This is a genomic window from Tateyamaria sp., assembly GCF_039945315.1.
GTDB lineage: Bacteria > Pseudomonadota > Alphaproteobacteria > Rhodobacterales > Rhodobacteraceae > Tateyamaria.
The window spans coordinates 249,875-268,732 of record NZ_JBDUXB010000052.1 but is presented as its reverse complement, the minus strand read 5'-3'; the positions used below and the strand labels follow the sequence as shown (position 1 = coordinate 268,732).

Here is an 18,858-nt window from a genome sequence, read left to right as displayed (position 1 = left end):
GGACGTGTTCGAATACATCGAGATGTTCTACAACCCGACACGCAAGCACACCAACAACGGTATGCTGTCGCCGGTTAACTATGAAATCAAACAGAAGAAGATGAACGAGGCAGGCGTCTAGGAAACTAGGGGCACCTCAGTTCCTTTTTGCCCTGATTGGCCGCAAATATAGGAACGTGAATTGCCCCCGCCTCCGAAATTCGACATACTCTGTCCCAGTCAGAGCGGCAGAACCCGCCAGAGCAGAGGTGACATCTATGAACCAGAGCACGTGTCTGATCGCTGCGATTTGCGCTATCGCGCTTGTGGGCTGTTCCAGCAGCGGCTCACGCTCGACCGCCGTCAATCCGACAATCGCCCCGGCGGTGATGTTTGCCACCGGCCCGATCTACAGCGCATGTCGCGACGCGGGCCGCAAACAGGCCAGTCGCGCGCAGTGTGGATGCGTGCAGGCAGTGGCCAACCAATCGCTTGATCCATCGGATCAGCGCCGGGGGGCTGGCTTTTTCACTGATCCGCAAGAGGCACAGGACGTGCGTACGTCGGAGCGGTCTTTAGACGAGCGGTTCTGGCTGCGCTGGAAGGCCTACGGGGACAAGGCCGCCCAGATATGCACCTGATCCGCACTTAGAGATCGCGCATCCACATCTGCAGTGGCTTGGCCGTCTCGCTCACCTGATCGACGTCTTTCCAGGTAAACTGCGCCACAACACCGGGCAGGCGATCATAGCCCCGTTTTTTCCAGAACGGGTCAAGCGCGCGGTAGTCAGAGGGTTTCAGGGGATGGTCCGGCGGGCGTACAACGCTGGAAAAACAGATTTTCTCGAACCCCAAGCCGCGCGCATAGTCTTCGCGCGCCTCAAAGAACTGGTGCCCGATGCCCTGCCCCCGATAGCGTGGCAACAACACGCTTTCCCCGCAGTAAAAGATCTTTTCGACATCAAATGGCGTGCCCTCGAACGCTTCGCCAAAATCCTCGGCATGTTCGGAGAGTGGGGCCCCGGTAGAAGCCCCTACGAGCCAGTCCCCGTCATAGACAGCCAGCGCAATCGCGCGCTCCGACACCTGGTAGGCTTGCAGATATCTGTGCTCGTTCTCCATAGTGCCTTCGTAGAGGTAAGGCCAGTCGCGGAAGACCGCCATGCGCAGGCGTGCGATGTCGTCGAGGGCTTCGCTCAGCGCTGCCCCGGTCAGCGTCTCCACTCTCATGTGCTGACCTGCCGGATCCAGTCCGCGAGGTTGTAGTAGGTTGTTACGCGAGCAATGCGCCCCTCGGACAGATCAAAGAACGACCCCGCAGGCAGTGTATAGGTTTGCCCATGTGCCTCCGGCAGACCAGAGTCGCTCGCCAGATACGTGCCGTTCACCACATATTCAGCCGCCGCCCGGGTGCCCGAAGGGTCGGTCAGGATCACCATGTCACTGAGCCGTTCGTCATAGCAACGCGCCATATGCTTGCAAAACTCGCCAAAGGCCGCGCGGCCGGTGCGCACCTGCCCTTCATTGACGTGATGGGCTACATTTTCCGTCAGGCAGGCGAGCATGGCCTCAGTGTCGCCTGCGTTGAAGGCATCGAAATAGCGCCCGACGATCTCCATCACCCGCCTTCCTGTGCCGGACCCCAGCGGTCGGTCAGGCGCGTGATGATCTGGTCGCGGGCGGAGCGATAGCTGTCCAGCTTGGCTTCGCGCGTCTCCCCAAGCCCAGTTGGATCAAGGATCGGCCAATATTCGACTTCGAGGTGATAAAACCGCGTCAGCTCGAGCGCGCGACGCTGGCTGGCCGGGGACAGGGCCACCACCAGATCGAAGGATGACAGGTCATCCCCCCACTCCTCCATCTCGTCAAAACTGCGCGAGCGATGGCGGCTGAGTTCCACACCCAGCTCCTGACAGACGGCAATCGAGAACCCATCGATTTCCATGTCGTTCTTGACCCCAACGGACTGCACATAGGTGCCCTGTCCAAAGAACTTTTTCATGATCCCCTCGGCCATCGGGGATCGGACCGCATTGTGATCGCAGCAAAAGAGCACGGATTGCGGCAGTGGATCAGTCATCTATCCGCCAAAATGAAGGACACAGATCAGGGTGAAGAGACGGCGGGCTGTGTCTGTGTCGACTTCGGCCTTGCCTTCCAGACGTTCCTGCAACACGCGGCTGCCCTCGTTGTGGATCCCGCGCCGGGCCATGTCGATGGTTTCGATCTGCGAGGGGGGCAGCTTTTTGACAGCCTCGAAATAGCTTTCGCAGATCTGAAAGTAGTCTTTGACTACCTGCCGGAAGGGGCCAAGAGACAGGTGAAATTCTGCCGCTTTTTCCGCGTTTTGCGTTTCCACATCAAAGACCAGCCGCTTGTCGCGGATCGACAAGCCCACTGCATATGGGCCTTCTGGCACGACGCGTCCGTCGCGCGCGGGCAGGACAAATGTATTGTCCTCCAGCAAGTCGAACATAGCCACTTTCCGCTCCTGCTCGATTTCGGGCGTGGGAGGCGGAAGGTTGGCGTCATCAAGAGTGATCTGGGCGATACGGGTCATGGCAACAGCAGTCAGTTTGCAAACGTTCAGGACGAGATGCTTACGCAAGCCCTAAGGGCAACACAATGGGAACCGTCCGATATTTCCAACGGGCCCGAAAATGCAGCCTTTCGTCTCAGTAAGTGCTGAAACGGGCTGCAACTGGCTCGGGCTTTCGCTGTGTCAGTCGTTCAATTTACGCAAACGCGCCGTCACTGACAAACCGTGTGCCTCAAGGCTTTCTGAGGCCGCGAGTCGCTCGGCCCCCGGCCCAATGGCGCGCAGGGCCTCGGGGCTCATCTGTGCCAGCGTTGTCCGTTTCACAAAATCCATCACCGACAGACCGGAAGAAAAGCGCGCCGAGCGCGCGGTAGGCAAAACGTGATTGGGTCCGCCGATGTAGTCGCCGATGGCTTCAGGCGTCCACTGGCCAAGGAATATAGCGCCGGCATGGGTGATCTGTGCCGAGAGAGCCGCGGGGTCAGCCACACACAGTTCCAGATGCTCGGGCGCAATCCGGTCAGACAAGGCAGCGGCCACATCCAATGATGGCACCGTTACGATGGCCCCGAAATCCCGCCAGCTGGCCCCGGCAATCGCGCGCCGTTCCAGTGTTTCGAGACGTTTGTTCACCGCATCTGCTACCGCACGGCCAAATCCAGCATCCGTTGTGATGAGAAGCGATTGAGCGCTTTCGTCATGTTCGGCCTGACTGAGCAGATCGAGAGCGATCCAGTCCGGATCGTTGTCTGCATCCGCAATCACCAGAATCTCTGACGGTCCCGCGATCATGTCGATGCCGACCTTGCCGAACACCCGGCGTTTGGCGGCCGCGACAAAGGCATTGCCGGGTCCCGTGATCTTGTCCACAGGCGCAATGGTGTCTGTGCCATAGGCCAGCGCCGCAATCGCCTGCGCGCCGCCGATGCGATAGATCTCGTCCACACCCGAAATCTGGGCCGCCAGCAACACCAGCGGATTCAGCACCCCATCCGGTGCTGGCACGGTGATGGCAAGACGCCCTACTCCGGCGACTTTGGCGGGAATGGCATTCATCAGAACGGAGGACGGATAGCTCGCCAACCCGCCCGGTACATAGAGACCAGCCGCCGATACGGGCGTCCAGCGCCACCCAAGCGTCGCGCCGGCGTCATCCGTCCACTGCGCATCCTCTGGCATCTGGCGGGCGTGATAGGCCCGGATACGCGCGGCTGCCAATTCAAGCGCCGCACGGTCCGCGTCATCCACCTGTTCTGTCGCTGCCGCAACCTCTGCGGGCGTGATCCGCAGGGTCCCGGGTGTCAGTGCGATCCGGTCAAATCGCTCCGTCAACTCGATGACTGCGGCGTCTCCTCGGGCGCGCACATCCGATAAAATGTCCGCCACCACAGCATCTACGTCCGGGCTGTCTTCGCGCTTGGCGTTCAGCAGATCGATAAAACGCGCCTCGAAATCGGCATCGCTATAGTCAAGGAACTGGGGCATTGGCATTTCTCCGTCTCCCGGGGACATAGCGGGCCAGCGGGGTGGTCTCAAGGTGGCGATGTGTCGGGGCACCTACACGTGCGCAGCCCATGTCAGGGCTTTGCGAGAATGCGGATCATGATCAGATCATCCTCAAACCCATTTGCACCGGCAATGGCATTTGGAATTTTGCCGGCCAGCTCAAATCCATGGCGCTCATAAAGCGCGATCGCGGGCGCATTTTCCACAAAGACCGAAAGCTCGAGCTGCCAGACGTCCATCTCTTGCGCCGCGTCTATTGCGGCCATCAGCAGCCCGTCAGCAATGCCTTGCCCACGCGCATTCGGGGCCACATAGAGCGGGCCGATTTCGCCACGATGCGCAGTGCGGGGCATTCCTTGACGGTTGAGCCCGATCAGACCGACAGGCACGCCGTTCAGAAAAGCCAAAAACCGGTCGCCATTTGAAAGCCGCTTTGCGTCCTCTTCGATCGGTACCACTGCGGCTTCTTCTGCCGTAACGATAAAGGCTTGCGGATGTCGCGTAATCCCATCCATCCGCAAGGCCCGCCAGACTTCTACGTCCTCCGGCGTGGCAGCGCGGATGACTGCGTCAGTCATCGTGTTCGGGCACGGACTTGGACGGGGCAACATAGGGCCGTGTGACGTCCTTGAGGGTCGCCTCGATCGCCTCGACCTGCAGCCTGATCGCGCCATCCCCGGCAAGGGTCAGCAGGATATGTCCCGCGCCGTCGGTCTCTTCCTCAAAGCTGATCGAAAGCAGGGACAGGATCAGGTCCTTGTCGCTGCGGTCGATGCCTTGGCTCGACACTGACAGCACCGTGTCAAAGGCCAACACCGATTGCACCCGTTCGGGTGCATGCCTACCGGCCCCTTGGTCTTCCCAGCGGAACCGGTTGATCAGCAGGGCAAAACGCCGCTGGCTGCGTGCATAGGTCATTTCAGTGATTGGAAAGACTGCGTCTTGTGCAAGAGACGAAATCACCTGCAAATCATCGCCATCCAGTGCGCCAAGGTTTAGTGGTGCTTCGCGCCCATCCTCAAACCGTGCATCCGTCATTCGCCCTGCACCCTTTCGATCTGTGCGCCCACACCAGACAGTTTGCGCACCACATGCTCGTAACCACGATCAAGGTGATAGACCCGCGCCACCCGCGTTTCCCCTTCGGCGGCAAGACCTGCAAGGATCAGGCTGACAGAGGCACGCAGGTCCGTGGCCATCACGGGTGCACCTTTCAGCTTTTCCACGCCGGTAACTGTCGCGGTCCCGCCGTGCACTTCGATATTGGCGCCCATGCGGGTCAGTTCTGGCGCATGCATGAACCGATTTTCAAAGATTTTCTCTTCCAGAACGGACGTCCCTTCGGCAGTGCACAGCAGTGCCATCATCTGCGCCTGCAGGTCTGTGGGGAAACCCGGGAAAGGTTCGGTCACCACATCCACAGCCCGGATACGCCCGTTTTTGCGGTGCACTTTGAGGCCTTTTTCGGTCTCTTCCACGCTGATCCCGGCGGCGTCCAGCTTCTCACAGAATGCGCCAACCAGATCGATACGTCCGCCCAACAGTTCAACCTCTCCGCCGCAAATGGCCGGGGCAAGCATATACGTGCCCAGTTCAATCCGGTCTGTCACGACCCGGTGCGTGGCCCCGTGCAGGCGGTCGACCCCTTGGATCGTGATCGTCGATGTGCCGTCGCCGTCAATCTGCGCGCCCATGGCCCGCAGGCATGCAGCGAGGTCCACGATCTCGGGCTCACGTGCCGCGTTGTTGATCACTGTGGTGCCTTTAGCGAGTGTGGCTGCCATCAGGATGTTTTCCGTGGCACCAACAGATGCAAAGGGGAAATCGATCACCGCCCCCTTTAGCGTGCCGCCGTCGGCTTTGGCATGCAGGTAGCCATCGCGCAGGTCGATCTCGGCTCCCATCTTGGCCAACCCGTCCGTGTGGATGTCCATGGGCCGCGCACCAATGGCACAGCCCCCGGGCAGCGAAACTTCGGCGCGCCCTTCGCGGGCCAAAAGCGGGCCCAGCACAAGGTTAGAGGCCCGCATCTTTCGCACGATGTCATATTCGGCCCGCGTATTGATCCCCCCGTGACAGGACATCGCCTGCACCTGCCCGTCCTGCATCGACGTAACTTCGGCCCCGAGTGACTGGAGCAGTTGGGTCATGGTGGCGATATCGCTGAGCCGCGGTGCGTTGGTGAGCGTCAGGGGTTCATCGCTCAGCAGCGTTGCCGGCATCAGCGCAAGACATGCGTTTTTGGCCCCCGCAATCGGGATCTGCCCGCTCAGCGGGCCATTGCCGCGTACCACAATACTATCCATCGTCCTGCTCCTTGCCTGCCTGATCCGCTTTGTCCGTATCCGTGCGCGCCTTGGCCTGTGCCTTGCGCCGGCCCAGATTCGCCTTGAGGGCTGCCTTGAGGCGGGCCTCTCGATCATCCTTGGCCTTGGAATTGGGTGCGGTTTTATCTGCCATGGAGCCTCTCTAGCGCAGGGGTGCGGGGGCGTCCAGAATGGGGTTGCGCGGGGGGTCGTTTGAGGCTAGTCACCCGCCCACGGCGCTGTGGTAGCTCAGTGGTAGAGCACACCCTTGGTAAGGGTGAGGTCGAGAGTTCAATCCTCTCTCACAGCACCAGACCTTCCAAATTCCCGGAAGACACGGCGTTCCCAGTCATACGTCTGGTCTCGACTTACGCGCATCTCATTGGGTAACAGCCAAGTGCTGCCCACATTCGAGCAAAAGACCGGAACGGGTTGGAACGCTGGTTTATCCCGATTTTGCCCAATTTACGTCCCACTAAAGAACCATGTGTATCGCTTTGCTTTTTGCCGGGAACTGCAGTTCTAAATTGCTCATGTCTGTGGGAGGCTCTTATGCGATGCAATCTGGCCGGTGCCTTTCTCTCGGGAATGCTTGTGGCACCCGCCGTCGCCGATGACTGACAAAGCCCCCGCCGCTTCTCCCGGCCACATTTTGCGACACTCTTTTTGATCTCGACACACCCGTCTTTGGGAGCATGGAACCCGTCAACCAATTCCTTGTCATGGAATTAGAATACGAAACGCTGCCAATCACGCTGCCGCGGAACTATCTGGAAGATATGTGGGATTTCAACGAAGGCTATAGCGTGCCAAGCCATGCGTTTCGGGTGGATATCGACACGTTCGAGCCCATAAGATCGCGCGATCTGAAAGCTTTCTTTGATGAACACGGGCAACGTAGCCTAGACATACTGATCGACGATAACTGGGGCCTCCGGAAAGTTTTGGATACTGCGATCCGATGGGATTTACAAAGCTACGAAATGTTTGGAGGTCTGACAGAAGTGTATGACCCGGAATTGGGGTAACCCGTATAGAACCCGTCGAGCCATTTCCCCGCCACAAGATTCTTTTCACCAACCGGGTCAAGCACGGCCCGCTGGTAGATATGTTCTCATGCAGACGTCCAGGCGATGGGGTAAACCAAAGTTGCCGGCACCATTTCCGGGTGCATGACGTTGATGTCTATGCCAGATATGACGATCAGCACCTTCCGTCTTGGCAGATCATCAAAGCCAACGTCACGACATTCCTTGGTTGCATGCTGAACTTTGAAAAGAGTTCTAACTGAGCTTATCGACCGCGGCATTTTCGGATTGAGCACGCACGACAGAGATTAAAGGGATGGGTCAAGCACCCAACCCATGACTCGTCCTGCGTATCCCAACTTTGCCCAGTTTACGTCTTACTAAAGAACCATGTGTATCTCTTTTCTCATTCGCAGACCAAATGGAGAGATGATCATGGCTATGGGTGCTTCAGTGATAGCGTTTGTATTGGCCTGCGTGGCCGCGGGCACAACACTTTTTCTTGGCTATTCGGTTTTGATCGCTGTCCTTACTTATTCCGGTGTGGGCGCTGTCGGTCTGCTTTTGGCGGTCTGGATCGCGGATGCTCTCACCAAAGACACCACGCCTGTCTCACAAGGGGTGCTCAGCGGGTGGCCAGCTAAGGTTACTATCGCTTTTCATGCTTGAGAATGAGGGGCCGTGTTTGCGGTCGCGACACGCTGACCTAACAGTCGCGGATGGTCTTCATTCCTGATCCAGCGTCAGCGTGACCCGGTCGCCGGCAAACCAACTGCGTCCGTATTCCACCGGGCGGCCTTCTCCATCCACATTGACGCCCACACTGCGCAGTATCGGAGCGCCTTCGGCGATGCGCAGATGCAGGGCCTGTGTTGCCGTCGCCGCCTTGGCCGTCAGCCGCGTTGACGTACGGGTATAGTCTGCGACGCCGCCAGTTCGTAGCGCGTCCGTCACCGATGCCGACGACTGCAGGGCGCGGGGCAGTTCCGGAAACCGCGCCGCGGGAAAGACAGATCGAAACAGCGCGATCGGTTGTCCGTCGGCAAGGCTGAGCCCCTCGTAAACATGCACCAAGGCGCCTGCCTCAATATCCAGCGCTTCGCGTTCGGCGTTGCTGGGCAGGCGGGTCTCGACCGACAGCACCTCTTTGGCCGGGATACGCCCGGCGGCGGCGACATTCTGGTGAAAGCGCACACGTTTGCCGATGGGATAATCCGTGGGTGTCTGTGCCACAAATGCCCCCGCCCCGCGCCGCGTGTGTACGATGCCCTGTTCGACAAGGTGGCTGAGCGCGTGGCGCACTGTGTGACGGTTCACGCCAAACCGGGTTGCAAGCTGTGCCTCGGTCGGGAGTTTGTCACCGGGCATATAAAGCCCACCGCTGATTTCGCCCGAAAGCGTTGCTGCGATTGATTTCCAGATCGGCGTGCGCGCCATGGGTCGCAAAACTTTCACATGAATTAGGTGGACGGGCGCCGCGAGCGGGCCTATGATTTGTCTAGTTGTATAGCAATCTCGACAACTTCGCAAGGTGTATAGATGGACGGAACTCTGGATCCCAACGCGGCCCGCAAGGCGTGGCTGTCAGTGCTGGCCAAGGCTGATGCGGCATCGGTCGACACTCTGTGGGCTGAAATGGGCCTTGCCCCCGAACACAGCGTTCTGCGCGCGCCGGAGATTGGTGCAGTGATGGTACGCGGGCGTGCAGGGGCAGTTGGCGCAGCATTCAATATGGGTGAAATGACGGTGACCCGGGCCTCTGTCCGACTAGCCACGGGCGAAGTTGGTCATGGCTATGTGCAGGGGCGCAGCAAGGATCATGCGCGCACGGCAGCTTTGGTTGATGCGCTGATGCAAACCAATCAGGCAGGCGTGGTGGAGGCTAGCGTGCTGACCCCGTTGCGTGATGCAGCCACCAAACGCACTGCGACACGTGCAGCCAAAGCCGCCGCCACCAAGGTCGATTTTTTCACAATAGCGCGTGGAGAAGACTGATGGATCACGCCAGCCTCGCCGGTGGTTTCACCGACCCGCCGCACCAATCCGCCGACGCCTTTCGCGCTGTGATGCAAGCAATGGCGCGGCCCGGAACGATCCAAGACCTAGTTGGTGCGGTGCCGCCCGCGCCTTTGTCAGTAGCAGCGGGCACCGTCATGATGACACTGTGTGATCCGGAAACAGGTGTGCATCTGGCCGGTCAGTATGACGTGCCCGAAGTCCGCGACTGGATAACCTTTCACACTGGTGCTCCGCTGGTCAGCGCGGAAGCAGCCAGTTTTGTGGTGGGCACGTGGGATGCGATACCCATAGATATCCTCGCCCTTGGTACGCCCGAATACCCAGACCGGTCCGCCACAGTGATTGTGGAAACACCCAAAATTGCCAAGACCGGGGCAACGCTGCGCGGTCCGGGGATCAAGGACATCGCTGCGTTGAATCTCCCTGAGATCGAGGCATTCCAGCGCAACGCCATGCTGTTTCCCCTGGGCCTTGATTTCATGTTCACCAGCGGGGCGCAGATCGCCGCCCTGCCCCGCAGCACAAAGGTGTCCTGACCATGTATGTAGCCGTCAAAGGGGGCGAAAAAGCCATTGACGCCGCCCACGCGTGGCTTGCCGAAGAGCGGCGTGGGCCCGTGGATGTAGCGGAGCTAAGCGTCAATCAGATCAAGGGGCAACTGAAGCTGGCCGTGAACCGGGTGATGGCCGAAGGCTCGCTTTATGATCCTGACCTTGCAGCACTCGCCATAAAGCAAGCACGCGGAGACATGATCGAGGCGATCTTTCTGATCCGCGCCTATCGCACCACCCTGCCCCGCTTTGGCGGGTCAGAGCCTGTGGACACCGACGCCATGGCCTGCGACCGGCGGGTGTCGGCCACGTTCAAGGACGCGCCCGGTGGACAGGTGCTGGGCCCAACATTTGACTACACGCACCGTCTGCTGGATTTCAAACTGGCAGCAGACGGCGAGACGCTCGGGGCGGCTGAGCGGGAGGAGGCCCCGGCCCCCAAGCCGCACATCATGTCCTTTCTGGACCGCGAGGACCTGATCCAGCCGGAGCCCGAAGGCCCGGAAACGCCCCCGGACCTCACCCGCGAGCCGCTGGAACTGCCCGCCGCACGTGCCCTACGCCTGCAGTCGCTGACGCGCGGAGATGAGGGGTTTGTGCTGGGCATGGCCTATTCCACGCAACGAGGTTACGCGCGCAACCACGCTTTTGTCGCCGAGTTGCGCATTGGGACTTGCGCGGTCGAAATGGACATTCCGGAACTGGGTTTTGCGATCGAGATCGGTGAGGTCGAACTTACCGAATGCGAGACAGTGAACCAGTTTCAGGGTTCCAAAACCCAACCGCCTCAGTTCACACGCGGCTATGGGTTGGTGTTCGGGATGTCAGAGCGCAAGGCAATTTCAATGGCATTGGTGGACCGCGCGCTGCGTTGGAAAGAGCTAGGTGAAGACAATGTCGGCGCGCCTGCGCAGGACGAAGAATTTGTTCTTTATCATGCAGATAACATTCAGGCGACGGGATTTCTGGAGCATATCAAACTGCCCCACTACGTCGATTTCCAGTCTGAATTGGAACTGATCCGCAAGCTGCGCCGCGAAGCGATGGATCGCGTTCCCCATCAGGAGGTAGCGGAATGACGACGATCAGTGAACAGCCAGATCACGACGCTAGTGCGTTGGTGTCAGGTCCGGTCGCGCCGACTGTTCGAGCCGATCAGTTGATCTACGGTCGTTCCCAAAATGATGCCGCCAAGGGCAACGCTCAGCACGATCATTACAATGATTTGCATTTGTCATCTCATTCATCCGCCCCTTCTTTGGAATACGAACAACTTGAGGCAATAGAATGACGGATTATAACTTTGCCTATCTGGATGAGCAGACCAAGCGGATGATCCGCCGCGCAATCCTGAAAGGTCTGGCGATACCGGGATATCAGGTGCCCTTTGCCAGCCGCGAGATGCCGATGCCCTACGGTTGGGGCACGGGCGGGGTGCAGGTGTCTGCCGCAGTGATGACCGCGCAGGATGTGTTCAAGGTCATCGATCAGGGGGCAGACGATACCACCAACGCAGTGTCCATCCGCCGGTTTTTTGAGCGCACCGCAGGTATCGCCACGACCGAGGCGACCAGCGCGGCGAGCGTGATCCAGACCCGCCACCGCATTCCCGAAGAGCCGCTGAGCGAAGACCAGATCCTTGTTTATCAGGTGCCGATCCCGGAACCCTTGCGCTTTCTTGAACCTTCCGAGGTGGAGACGCGCAAAATGCACAGCCTCGACGACTACGGGTTGATGCATGTGAAGCTCTATGAAGACATCAGCGCACATGGTGCGATCGCGACCGCTTACGCCTATCCGGTAAAGGTAGAAGGGCGGTATGTGATGGACCCCTCGCCGATCCCAAAGTTCGACAATCCTAAGATGGAAATGTCAGCGATCCAGCTGTTTGGTGCAGGGCGCGAGCAACGGATTTATGCCCTGCCACCCTATACCCAAGTCGCCAGCCTCGATTTCGACGACTATCCGTTTGAGGCCAGCAAGGCCGATCATGCCTGCGGGCTTTGCGGAGCAACAGAAAGCTATCTGGACGAATTGATCGTCGATGACGCGGGCAATCGGATGTTCATGTGTTCAGACACAGATTACTGCGAGGGCCGGCGCCGCGCCGGCCATGTGGGCGCACAAGGCGCGCCCCTTGAACAGGAGGGAGCGGCATGAGCACGCTTGGAATTGACCATATCGGATTAACCGTCGCGGACCTGACGGCTTCGCGGGATTTCTTCGTAGACTGCCTTGGCTGGACGCAGTTTGGCGGCAATGACGCCTATCCGTCGGCCTATGTGACCGATGGCGTGGCCAAACTGACCCTCTGGCAACAACGCGGCGACACTGGGTTTGACCGTCATGAAACGGTTGGCCTGCACCACACAGCACTGAAGGTCGCCGATCGCGCCACGCTGGATGCGATCTTTGAAAAGGTGCGGGACTGGCCCCGCGTCGTGGTCGAATTTGGGCCTGAATTTTCGGGCAAGGGTCCAAAAGTCCATTGCATGTTGCGGGAACCGGGCGGAACCCGATTGGAGCTGTCCTATGACCCAAGATAACCCGTTGTTGCAGGTCGAGGGCCTGTCCAAATTCTATGGCCACCGGATTGGCTGTGCAGATGTCGCCTTTGACCTCTACCCCGGCGAAGTCATGGGGATTGTGGGCGAGTCCGGGTCGGGCAAGTCCACGCTGCTTAACTGTCTTGCCGGTCACCTGCCCCCCGATAAGGGCCGGGTTATGTTTGACACCCGCGCCGAGGGCATGCGCGACACGGTCACCATGTCAGAGCCCGAGCGGCGTATGTTGGGTCGCACCGACTGGGCCTTTGTGCACCAGCATGCGCGCGATGGATTGCGCATGAATGTGAGTGCAGGCGGCAATGTCGGCGAACGGCTGATGGCTGTGGGCGCGCGCCACTATGGTGACATTCGCGGGGCGGCCATCGACTGGCTGGGCCGGGTGGAGATTGCCGAGGACCGCATTGACGACCGCCCCCGCCAGTTTTCAGGAGGTATGCAGCAACGTCTGCAGATCGCGCGCAATCTGGTGACGGGGCCGCGTCTGGTGTTCATGGACGAACCGACCGGTGGTCTGGATGTGTCAGTGCAGGCCCGGCTACTTGATCTGTTGCGAGGTTTGGTACGCGAGATGGGCCTGAGCGCGATCATCGTCACCCATGATCTTGCCGTTGTGCGTCTGCTGGCGCACCGGCTGATGGTGATGAAGGACGGGTACGTGGTTGAGACAGGCCTGACCGATCAGGTGCTGGATGACCCGCAGCACGGCTATACCCAGCTGCTGGTGTCGAGTGTGTTGCAGGTGTGAGCGCTCCAAACCTAAATATTTTTGTCAGAAGAAACATGACCATGATCAAAATAGAAAATGTCGCCAAAAGCTTTGTCCTGCACAATCAGGGCAGTGCGATCATCCCGGTGATGGACGGTGCCACTCTGTCTATTGCCCCCGGTGAGTGCGTGGCGCTGGTCGGCGCGTCGGGTGCGGGCAAGTCCACTCTGATGCGCATGATTTATGGCAACTACACAGCGCAGGCCGGGCGCATCATGGTCGGGGATGTTGATGTGGCCAGTGCCGCCCCGCGCGCGATACTGGAATTGCGCCGCACGACACTTGGCTATGTGAGCCAGTTTCTGCGCGTGGTCCCGCGTGTCCCCACACTTGAGGTGGTCGCAGAACCCCTGCGTGCGGTTGGCGTGGACAGCGCTACGGCAGAAGTGCGGGCGCGCGATCTGCTGTCCCGGCTGAACATTCCCGAACGGCTTTGGACGCTTAGCCCGACCACCTTTTCGGGGGGCGAACAGCAACGTGTGAACATCGCGCGCGGCTTTGCCTTTGAATACCCGGCGATGCTGCTGGACGAACCCACCGCCAGCCTTGATGCGACCAACCGCGCCGTGGTGCTGGACCTGATCCTTGCCGCCAAGGCGCGCGGGGTGGCCATCGTCGGCATCTTCCATGATGACGCTGCGCGAACAGAGGTTTGTGATCGCGAAGTCGATGTCAGCGACTTTACTCCAGAGGTCGCGGCATGAGCGGTCGGTTGATTGCTGTCGTCGGACCGTCCGGCGTTGGCAAGGACACGGTGATGGAGGCCATGGCGCACGCTGATCCGCGCCTTGGCCTTGTGCGCCGCGTGATCACCCGGCCCAGCGCAGCAGGCGGAGAAGTGTTTGAGGGAGTGAACGTGGCCGAGTTCAAAGCGCGGCTTGCCGAGGGCGAGTTTGCATTGCACTGGGGCGCGCATGGGCTGTTTTACGGTGTGCCTGCGGATGTCGACGCCGACCTTGGGGCCGGGCGCGACATGCTGGTGAACCTGTCGCGCGGGGTGCTGGTTGAGGCAGCCTTGCGTTTTCCCGGGCTTGTCACCATCGCCCTCACGGCGACCGCGGATTTTTTGGCCGCCCGCCTTGCCGCACGTGGGCGCGAGGACGCGGAGGAGATCAAACGGCGGCTGGCGCGTGCAGGGTCGGGGTTACCCGATGGTGTTCCCGCGATCACAATCGACAACTCTGGGACATTGGATGCAACGGTGCAAACGACCCTCTCAGCACTTTATCCGGTCAGGGCATAGCGGTGGATCTGGTGAAACTTTCCAGCGTCGTCTTCGCCCAGCAGGGTCAGACCATTGATCCCATAAGGTGCCAGATCGAGGGCGGACACCGGGGCCGCGAGCGCGCTTTGCACCGGTTCAATCACGTCCGCCTCCAACTTTCCGCTCAGCGTCAGGTGAAAGCGGAACTGGTCGAGCACGTAAGGGTAGCCCCAACGGACCAGATGTTCCTCCTGGGCCGCACTCAGTCGGGAGGCGCGACGCTTGGCCAGTTCGGCTTCATTCGGGGCAGCGCGGAAAGCATCCAGTTCTTGGACGGCGCGGGCCGCGAGGATTCCGAGTGTCGAAGCATCGCCCGACGGCACCAGCGCCAGAAAGCGGCCCAGACGGGCCAGTTCCAACCCTTCCAGCGTGACGGGGGCGGCATCGGCGCACAACGTGGCCACCGCATCTGCCAGACCTTGCGCTGTCATTCCCTCTGCCAGCCGGAAGGGCGGTTTGATTGTGCCGTGGAAGCCGTATTTGTGCGGAGTTGCCGTGATCTTCTCGACGTCCGTCCCGTCCACATTCGGGTGCGCCCGCGCTGTTCCGGTCGCGCTGTCCCACCCCAGCCAGTTTGCACCGAACTCGGCCAGCGGCGTTCCGGGTGCTGGCGTGTAGTAGATGGCGTAGCGCGTAAACATATTCGATCCCATTCCAGTTTGAGATGACATCCACATGACACAAGAAACGATCCTCGCCAACGCCAAGCTGATCCTGAGGGATGAGGTCGTCACCGGCTGCCTGAAATTGAACGACGGGGTAATCAGCGCGATTGATCCAGGAGCGTCGGTTCCCTCAGGTGCTCTCGATTGCGGTGGCGACTATCTGGCCCCCGGGCTGATAGAACTGCACACCGACAATCTTGAACGCCATATCTCGCCCCGCCCCGGAGTTGCTTGGCCACACAGCGCCGCAATCCTTGCCCATGACCGCGAAATGGCGGGCTGCGGGATCACCACCGTTTTTGATGCGATGCGCGTGGGGTCGATCCCTTCTGCCAAGGCGCGGTACAAGAAATACGCCCGCGAGTTATCGTCTGAAATGCTCGCATTGCGCGCCCGCGGGGCGCTCAAGGTCAGCCACTTCCTCCACTTGAGGGCCGAGATTTGTTCCGAGACCCTGACCGAGGAGTTGGCTGAGTTCACACCTGACGACCGCGTCGGCATCGTCAGCCTGATGGACCACACCCCGGGGCAGCGTCAGTTCCGCGACATCGCCAAGATGAAGGCCTATGTGATGGGCAAGAATAACCTCAGCGCTGAGGAATTCGCCGAGCATCTCGCCAAGTTGCAAGGATTACAGAAACGGCTTGGGGCTGCGCACGAAGCTGCGGCGGTGCAAGAGGGCTTGCGACTGGGGGCCGTTCTGGCCAGCCACGACGACACCACAGTCGAACAGGTCGCAACCTCTGCTGTGCACGGCGTGACGATGGCTGAATTTCCCACGACTGCTGAAGCGGCGCAGGCGTGTCGCGACCACGGCATTGCGATCATCATGGGCGCGCCGAACCTTGTGCGGGGTGGTTCACATTCTGGCAATGTGGCCGCCAAGGACCTTGCCGAGCAGGATCTGCTCGACATCGTTTCGTCTGACTATGTGCCCGCCGCTCTGCTGATGTCAGCGGTGCAACTGGGTGAAATCTGGGGGGACATGGCGCGGGGGCTCGCTACCGCCACGGCCAATCCCGCCCGGTCTGTGGACCTAAAGGATCGCGGTGTGGTGGAGATTGGCAAGCGGGCGGATGTGGTCCGCTTTGCGCTGGATGACCATACACCCGTGGCGCGCCAAGTCTGGAGCCTTGGCGCACAAGTCGCCTAAAGGCAGAAGAGACCCCCGCACAGACACACTGCACGAGGGTCGGTACGGAGTGGGTTATGGCAGCAGCACGCTGTCGATGACGTGGATCACGCCGTTCGATGCCAGAATGTCGGCTTGGACAACGTTTGCTTTTTCGACTTTGACGCCATTGCGGCCATCAATGTGCAGGTCCGCGCCGTTCACTGTGGTGACGCCCAGACGTTGACCGGCAAGATCAGTGGACAGCGTTTGACCGGGCACAACGTGGTACGTCAGGATCGCAACCAGTTTGTCTTTGTTTTCAGGCAACAGCAGGCTGTCGACAGTGCCCGCTGGCAGCTTGGCAAAGGCTGCGTCTGTTGGAGCAAAGACTGTGAAGGGGCCCGGGCTTTTCAGCGTGTCAACGAGACCAGCAGCCTGCACAGCAGCCACCAGAGTGGTGAAAGAACCGGCTGCGACAGCGGTATCGACGATATCAGGTTCTGAGCTGAATTCGGCACAGGCACCGAGAGCTGCGAGGGTGGCACCGGCAACGGTCATTTTCATAAAGCTACGGCGTTTCATTTCTTAGTCTCCTTGGTCAGGTGGGGCGCGGGCGGCCATCACTCTTGTCGTGTTGCATTTGTGAGTGGGAATTTTTCCCACACGAGGCGAAGTGACGCACGATTGAGGAAAATCAAGGAATCGCGTGGAAAAAAATTCCACGCGCCCTTAATCTAATATGATGGCAAGCATCGATCCATCCAATGCATCTGACGCATTTGTTCGTGTTCTCAGGGGGTTACTGCGCCCACTGGTGCGCACAATGATTGCACGTGGGCTGACGGCACCAGTAATCTATGCACTGCTCAAACGGGTCTATGTCGAGGTCGCACAGGAAAGTTTTGGCCTGGACGGCACCCCGCCGACCGACAGCCGCATCGCAATGTTGACCGGCGTACACCGCAAAGACATCCGCACAATCCGCGCCGAAACCGATGACGGCACGTCTGAGGCGCGGCGCAAAAGCGCCCTTCTGGCCACGATCATCGGGCAATGGATGTCGAACCCTGACTTTACCGATGCATCTGGCGCGTCCCGGCCCCTGCCCCGCGCGTCTGATGACGGCCAGAGTTTCGAAACCCTTGTCCGATCGATCAGCAAGGACGTGCGTCCCCGTACAGTTCTGGATGAGCTGGAACGGGGCGGACTTGTCACCGCGAAGGAAGACTTGTTGCACTTGAATGCTGAAGCGATCGTGGGCACCGCTGCTGCGTCCGACAAAGAGGCGTTCTTTGGCGCCAACGTCGGCGATCACCTTGCCGCTGCCACGGAAAACCTGCTGGCGGACACCACGCCCTTCTTTGAACGCTCGGTTTTCTACAATCAGATGACGCCCATGGCTGTGGACGGGGTCGAGGCTTCGGCGCGCGCGCAAGCCCAGACAATGCTCGAAGACCTCAACCGCAAAAGCAGCGCCGCCCATCGGCGTGACAAAGGCAAAAGCGGGCCGCGCCAACGCTACCGTCTGGGGGTTTATTTTTACCGCGAAGACGCGGATACAGGCACAGACACACAAGGGCCGGACAAGACGTGACACGCCTCAATCGACGCCACATTCTGAGCCTGATGGGGGCAACAGCCCTGACCGGTTGTGCTCCGGCCATATCTACGGCGCAGCTGGGCGATGACCCGTTTGAAGGCGGCATCGGCGGGACCGGGATCGTGGGACTGATGACAGGCACGGGCAGCGTGCTGGTCAACGGTTTGCGAGTCGAAATACCCGGCACCACTCGCATCTTTGCCAATGGCAGTGCGGCAAGTGACAGCATGCTGGTGCCAGGCACAGCCCTTAGCATGGTGGCCTACGCCCGCCGTGGCCGGTTCGAAGCGCAACACATCGACATCGACTCGCCGCTGATCGGCACGCTCATGCGCACATCGCGTGGCTTTGCGATCAACGGAACGTCCGTGCAGATCGCCCGTGCCGCCGCCTTTGCCGGTCAGCGCGTGGCAGCGCACGGGCTGTGGCAACCCGATGGCTCCCTACGCGGCAGCCTTGTGCAGGCCATCCCAAGCGACATAGACAGCGTTGCAGGTGTGGCTGTTGGCAGCCCGGGAACAGGTTGGAAAATCGGACAAACTCCCGTCGCCCTGCCAGAGGGCGGAATTTTGATTGCGGGCCAGTTCGCCATCGCTGCGGGCAAATTCGCTGACGGCACCCTCACCGCCACATCGTTGGAACTGGGGCGCTTCCGGGGTGGGCAAGCCCTGCGCCAACTGTCCATCGAAGGATACCTTGAACCCATCGCAGCCGCCCCCGGCTTCCGCATTTCCGGCCTCGGTCACAGCTTTGACCGCCGCCTTGCGCTCAACCCATTCGCGCAAGCGCGCGCTCTTTATTTCGGCCGCTATGACGGACGGTTCCGGGCGCGTCGCGCGGTTGTACTGCCCGAAAATCAAGGAACGCGTCAGGCCCTGCTGCGCCCTGCGGAGGGTGAGAATTTTGCCAAAGGACTGATCGGCACAGCCGCCAAACCCATTGACGCACTGTAGT

The 18,858-nt window shown here is 60.1% G+C and carries 27 protein-coding genes and 1 tRNA gene; 16 read left to right on the top strand and 12 right to left on the bottom strand.

Annotated features, from left to right (window positions below; genetic code table 11):
* Together ABJD00_RS17445 and ABJD00_RS17440 are read left to right on the top strand one after the other, a co-directional pair.
* The coding region (locus ABJD00_RS17445; protein ID WP_413828751.1) for an IS3 family transposase at nt 1-121 on the top strand (121 nt) is incomplete at its 5' end.
* A gap of 136 nt (nt 122-257) precedes the next feature.
* Nucleotides 258-620: a hypothetical protein gene (locus ABJD00_RS17440; RefSeq protein ID WP_413832983.1), complete on the top strand. Its 363-nt coding sequence runs from the start codon at nt 258-260 to the stop codon at nt 618-620.
* 7 nt (nt 621-627) lie between these two features.
* Here ABJD00_RS17440 and ABJD00_RS17435 read toward each other — a convergent pair whose 3' ends face one another.
* The 9 genes from ABJD00_RS17435 to ABJD00_RS17395 all read right to left on the bottom strand — a co-directional run bounded on the left by ABJD00_RS17435 (nt 628) and on the right by ABJD00_RS17395 (nt 6,484).
* Complete coding sequence (locus tag ABJD00_RS17435; RefSeq protein ID WP_413832981.1) at nt 628-1,209, bottom strand: GNAT family N-acetyltransferase; 582 nt, start codon at nt 1,207-1,209, stop codon at nt 628-630.
* Nucleotides 1,206-1,598 carry a ketosteroid isomerase-related protein gene (locus tag ABJD00_RS17430; protein ID WP_413832979.1) on the bottom strand — a complete coding sequence of 131 codons (393 nt, stop codon included), beginning with the start codon at nt 1,596-1,598 and terminating at the stop codon, nt 1,206-1,208. The genes ABJD00_RS17435 and ABJD00_RS17430 overlap by 4 nt, the downstream gene beginning before the upstream one ends.
* Entirely contained in the window at nt 1,598-2,059 is a 462-nt protein-coding gene (locus ABJD00_RS17425; RefSeq protein ID WP_413832977.1) for a low molecular weight phosphatase family protein, read from the bottom strand. The genes ABJD00_RS17430 and ABJD00_RS17425 overlap by 1 nt, the downstream gene beginning before the upstream one ends.
* A complete protein-coding gene (locus ABJD00_RS17420) occupies nt 2,060-2,539 on the bottom strand; it encodes a UPF0262 family protein (protein WP_413832975.1) in 480 nt (159 codons plus the stop codon). It abuts the gene before it with no gap.
* A 162-nt stretch (nt 2,540-2,701) separates the two neighbouring features.
* A complete protein-coding gene (hisD, locus tag ABJD00_RS17415; RefSeq protein ID WP_413832973.1) occupies nt 2,702-4,003 on the bottom strand; it encodes a histidinol dehydrogenase in 1,302 nt (433 codons plus the stop codon).
* A 92-nt stretch (nt 4,004-4,095) separates the two neighbouring features.
* Entirely contained in the window at nt 4,096-4,602 is a 507-nt protein-coding gene (locus tag ABJD00_RS17410; RefSeq protein WP_413832971.1) for an N-acetyltransferase family protein, read from the bottom strand.
* A complete protein-coding gene (locus tag ABJD00_RS17405; protein WP_413832969.1) occupies nt 4,595-5,062 on the bottom strand; it encodes a DUF2948 family protein in 468 nt (155 codons plus the stop codon). Before ABJD00_RS17405 ends, ABJD00_RS17410 begins: the two co-directional genes overlap by 8 nt.
* On the bottom strand, nt 5,059-6,330 hold the full coding sequence (gene murA / locus ABJD00_RS17400) for a UDP-N-acetylglucosamine 1-carboxyvinyltransferase (protein WP_413832967.1): 1,272 nt from the start codon (nt 6,328-6,330) through the stop codon (nt 5,059-5,061). Before murA ends, ABJD00_RS17405 begins: the two co-directional genes overlap by 4 nt.
* Complete coding sequence (locus ABJD00_RS17395) at nt 6,323-6,484, bottom strand: hypothetical protein (protein ID WP_199913640.1); 162 nt, start codon at nt 6,482-6,484, stop codon at nt 6,323-6,325. The genes murA and ABJD00_RS17395 overlap by 8 nt, the downstream gene beginning before the upstream one ends.
* Nucleotides 6,485-6,568: 84 nt before the next feature.
* Between ABJD00_RS17395 and ABJD00_RS17390 the strand changes: the two genes are divergently transcribed.
* The 3 genes from ABJD00_RS17390 (at nt 6,569) to ABJD00_RS17380 (ending at nt 8,027) form a co-directional block, all read left to right on the top strand.
* Nucleotides 6,569-6,643: transfer RNA gene (locus ABJD00_RS17390), tRNA-Thr, on the top strand.
* A 382-nt stretch (nt 6,644-7,025) separates the two neighbouring features.
* Nucleotides 7,026-7,358, top strand: coding sequence for a hypothetical protein (locus tag ABJD00_RS17385; RefSeq protein WP_413832965.1), 333 nt, complete (start codon nt 7,026-7,028; stop codon nt 7,356-7,358).
* A 435-nt stretch (nt 7,359-7,793) separates the two neighbouring features.
* Nucleotides 7,794-8,027, top strand: a complete 234-nt coding sequence (locus ABJD00_RS17380; RefSeq protein WP_413832963.1) for a hypothetical protein — start codon at nt 7,794-7,796, stop codon at nt 8,025-8,027.
* A 57-nt stretch (nt 8,028-8,084) separates the two neighbouring features.
* Here the strand turns inward: ABJD00_RS17380 and phnF are convergent, their stop codons facing one another.
* On the bottom strand, nt 8,085-8,795 hold the full coding sequence (phnF, locus tag ABJD00_RS17375; protein ID WP_413832961.1) for a phosphonate metabolism transcriptional regulator PhnF: 711 nt from the start codon (nt 8,793-8,795) through the stop codon (nt 8,085-8,087).
* Between the two features lie 102 nt (nt 8,796-8,897).
* Between phnF and phnG the strand changes: the two genes are divergently transcribed.
* From phnG to phnN, 8 genes are all read left to right on the top strand, one after another.
* The gene (gene phnG / locus ABJD00_RS17370) at nt 8,898-9,353 is read left to right on the top strand and encodes a phosphonate C-P lyase system protein PhnG (protein ID WP_413832959.1); all 456 of its coding nucleotides are present in this window, start codon (nt 8,898-8,900) and stop codon (nt 9,351-9,353) included.
* Nucleotides 9,353-9,913, top strand: a complete 561-nt coding sequence (phnH, locus tag ABJD00_RS17365) for a phosphonate C-P lyase system protein PhnH (RefSeq protein WP_413832957.1) — start codon at nt 9,353-9,355, stop codon at nt 9,911-9,913. Before phnG ends, phnH begins: the two co-directional genes overlap by 1 nt.
* 2 nt (nt 9,914-9,915) lie before the next feature.
* Nucleotides 9,916-11,007, top strand: a complete 1,092-nt coding sequence (locus ABJD00_RS17360; protein WP_413832955.1) for a carbon-phosphorus lyase complex subunit PhnI — start codon at nt 9,916-9,918, stop codon at nt 11,005-11,007.
* A 208-nt stretch (nt 11,008-11,215) separates the two neighbouring features.
* Entirely contained in the window at nt 11,216-12,088 is an 873-nt protein-coding gene (locus ABJD00_RS17355; protein WP_413832953.1) for an alpha-D-ribose 1-methylphosphonate 5-phosphate C-P-lyase PhnJ, read from the top strand.
* Entirely contained in the window at nt 12,085-12,474 is a 390-nt protein-coding gene (locus ABJD00_RS17350) for a VOC family protein (RefSeq protein WP_413832951.1), read from the top strand. The genes ABJD00_RS17355 and ABJD00_RS17350 overlap by 4 nt, the downstream gene beginning before the upstream one ends.
* Nucleotides 12,461-13,240, top strand: a complete 780-nt coding sequence (gene phnK, locus ABJD00_RS17345; RefSeq protein ID WP_413832949.1) for a phosphonate C-P lyase system protein PhnK — start codon at nt 12,461-12,463, stop codon at nt 13,238-13,240. The genes ABJD00_RS17350 and phnK overlap by 14 nt, the downstream gene beginning before the upstream one ends.
* A gap of 41 nt (nt 13,241-13,281) precedes the next feature.
* Complete coding sequence (gene phnL / locus ABJD00_RS17340) at nt 13,282-13,965, top strand: phosphonate C-P lyase system protein PhnL (protein WP_413832947.1); 684 nt, start codon at nt 13,282-13,284, stop codon at nt 13,963-13,965.
* Nucleotides 13,962-14,504: a phosphonate metabolism protein/1,5-bisphosphokinase (PRPP-forming) PhnN gene (gene phnN, locus ABJD00_RS17335; protein WP_413832945.1), complete on the top strand. Its 543-nt coding sequence runs from the start codon at nt 13,962-13,964 to the stop codon at nt 14,502-14,504. Before phnL ends, phnN begins: the two co-directional genes overlap by 4 nt.
* Here the strand turns inward: phnN and ABJD00_RS17330 are convergent.
* Nucleotides 14,486-15,166 (bottom strand): DUF1045 domain-containing protein, encoded by a 681-nt coding sequence (locus ABJD00_RS17330; protein ID WP_413832943.1) that lies wholly within the window; start codon nt 15,164-15,166, stop codon nt 14,486-14,488. The genes phnN and ABJD00_RS17330 overlap by 19 nt on opposite strands.
* A 34-nt stretch (nt 15,167-15,200) precedes the next feature.
* On the opposite strand from ABJD00_RS17330, the gene ABJD00_RS17325 reads away from it, so the two are divergent.
* On the top strand, nt 15,201-16,343 hold the full coding sequence (locus ABJD00_RS17325; RefSeq protein ID WP_413832941.1) for an alpha-D-ribose 1-methylphosphonate 5-triphosphate diphosphatase: 1,143 nt from the start codon (nt 15,201-15,203) through the stop codon (nt 16,341-16,343).
* 54 nt (nt 16,344-16,397) lie between these two features.
* Here the strand turns inward: ABJD00_RS17325 and ABJD00_RS17320 are convergent, their stop codons facing one another.
* The gene (locus tag ABJD00_RS17320) at nt 16,398-16,886 is read right to left on the bottom strand and encodes a fasciclin domain-containing protein (protein WP_234423559.1); all 489 of its coding nucleotides are present in this window, start codon (nt 16,884-16,886) and stop codon (nt 16,398-16,400) included.
* A gap of 157 nt (nt 16,887-17,043) precedes the next feature.
* On the opposite strand from ABJD00_RS17320, the gene ABJD00_RS17315 reads away from it, so the two are divergent.
* Entirely contained in the window at nt 17,044-17,898 is an 855-nt protein-coding gene (locus ABJD00_RS17315; RefSeq protein ID WP_413832939.1) for a DUF6502 family protein, read from the top strand.
* The gene (locus tag ABJD00_RS17310) at nt 17,895-18,857 is read left to right on the top strand and encodes a hypothetical protein (protein ID WP_413832937.1); all 963 of its coding nucleotides are present in this window, start codon (nt 17,895-17,897) and stop codon (nt 18,855-18,857) included. Before ABJD00_RS17315 ends, ABJD00_RS17310 begins: the two co-directional genes overlap by 4 nt.
* Nucleotide 18,858 lies beyond the last annotated feature (1 nt).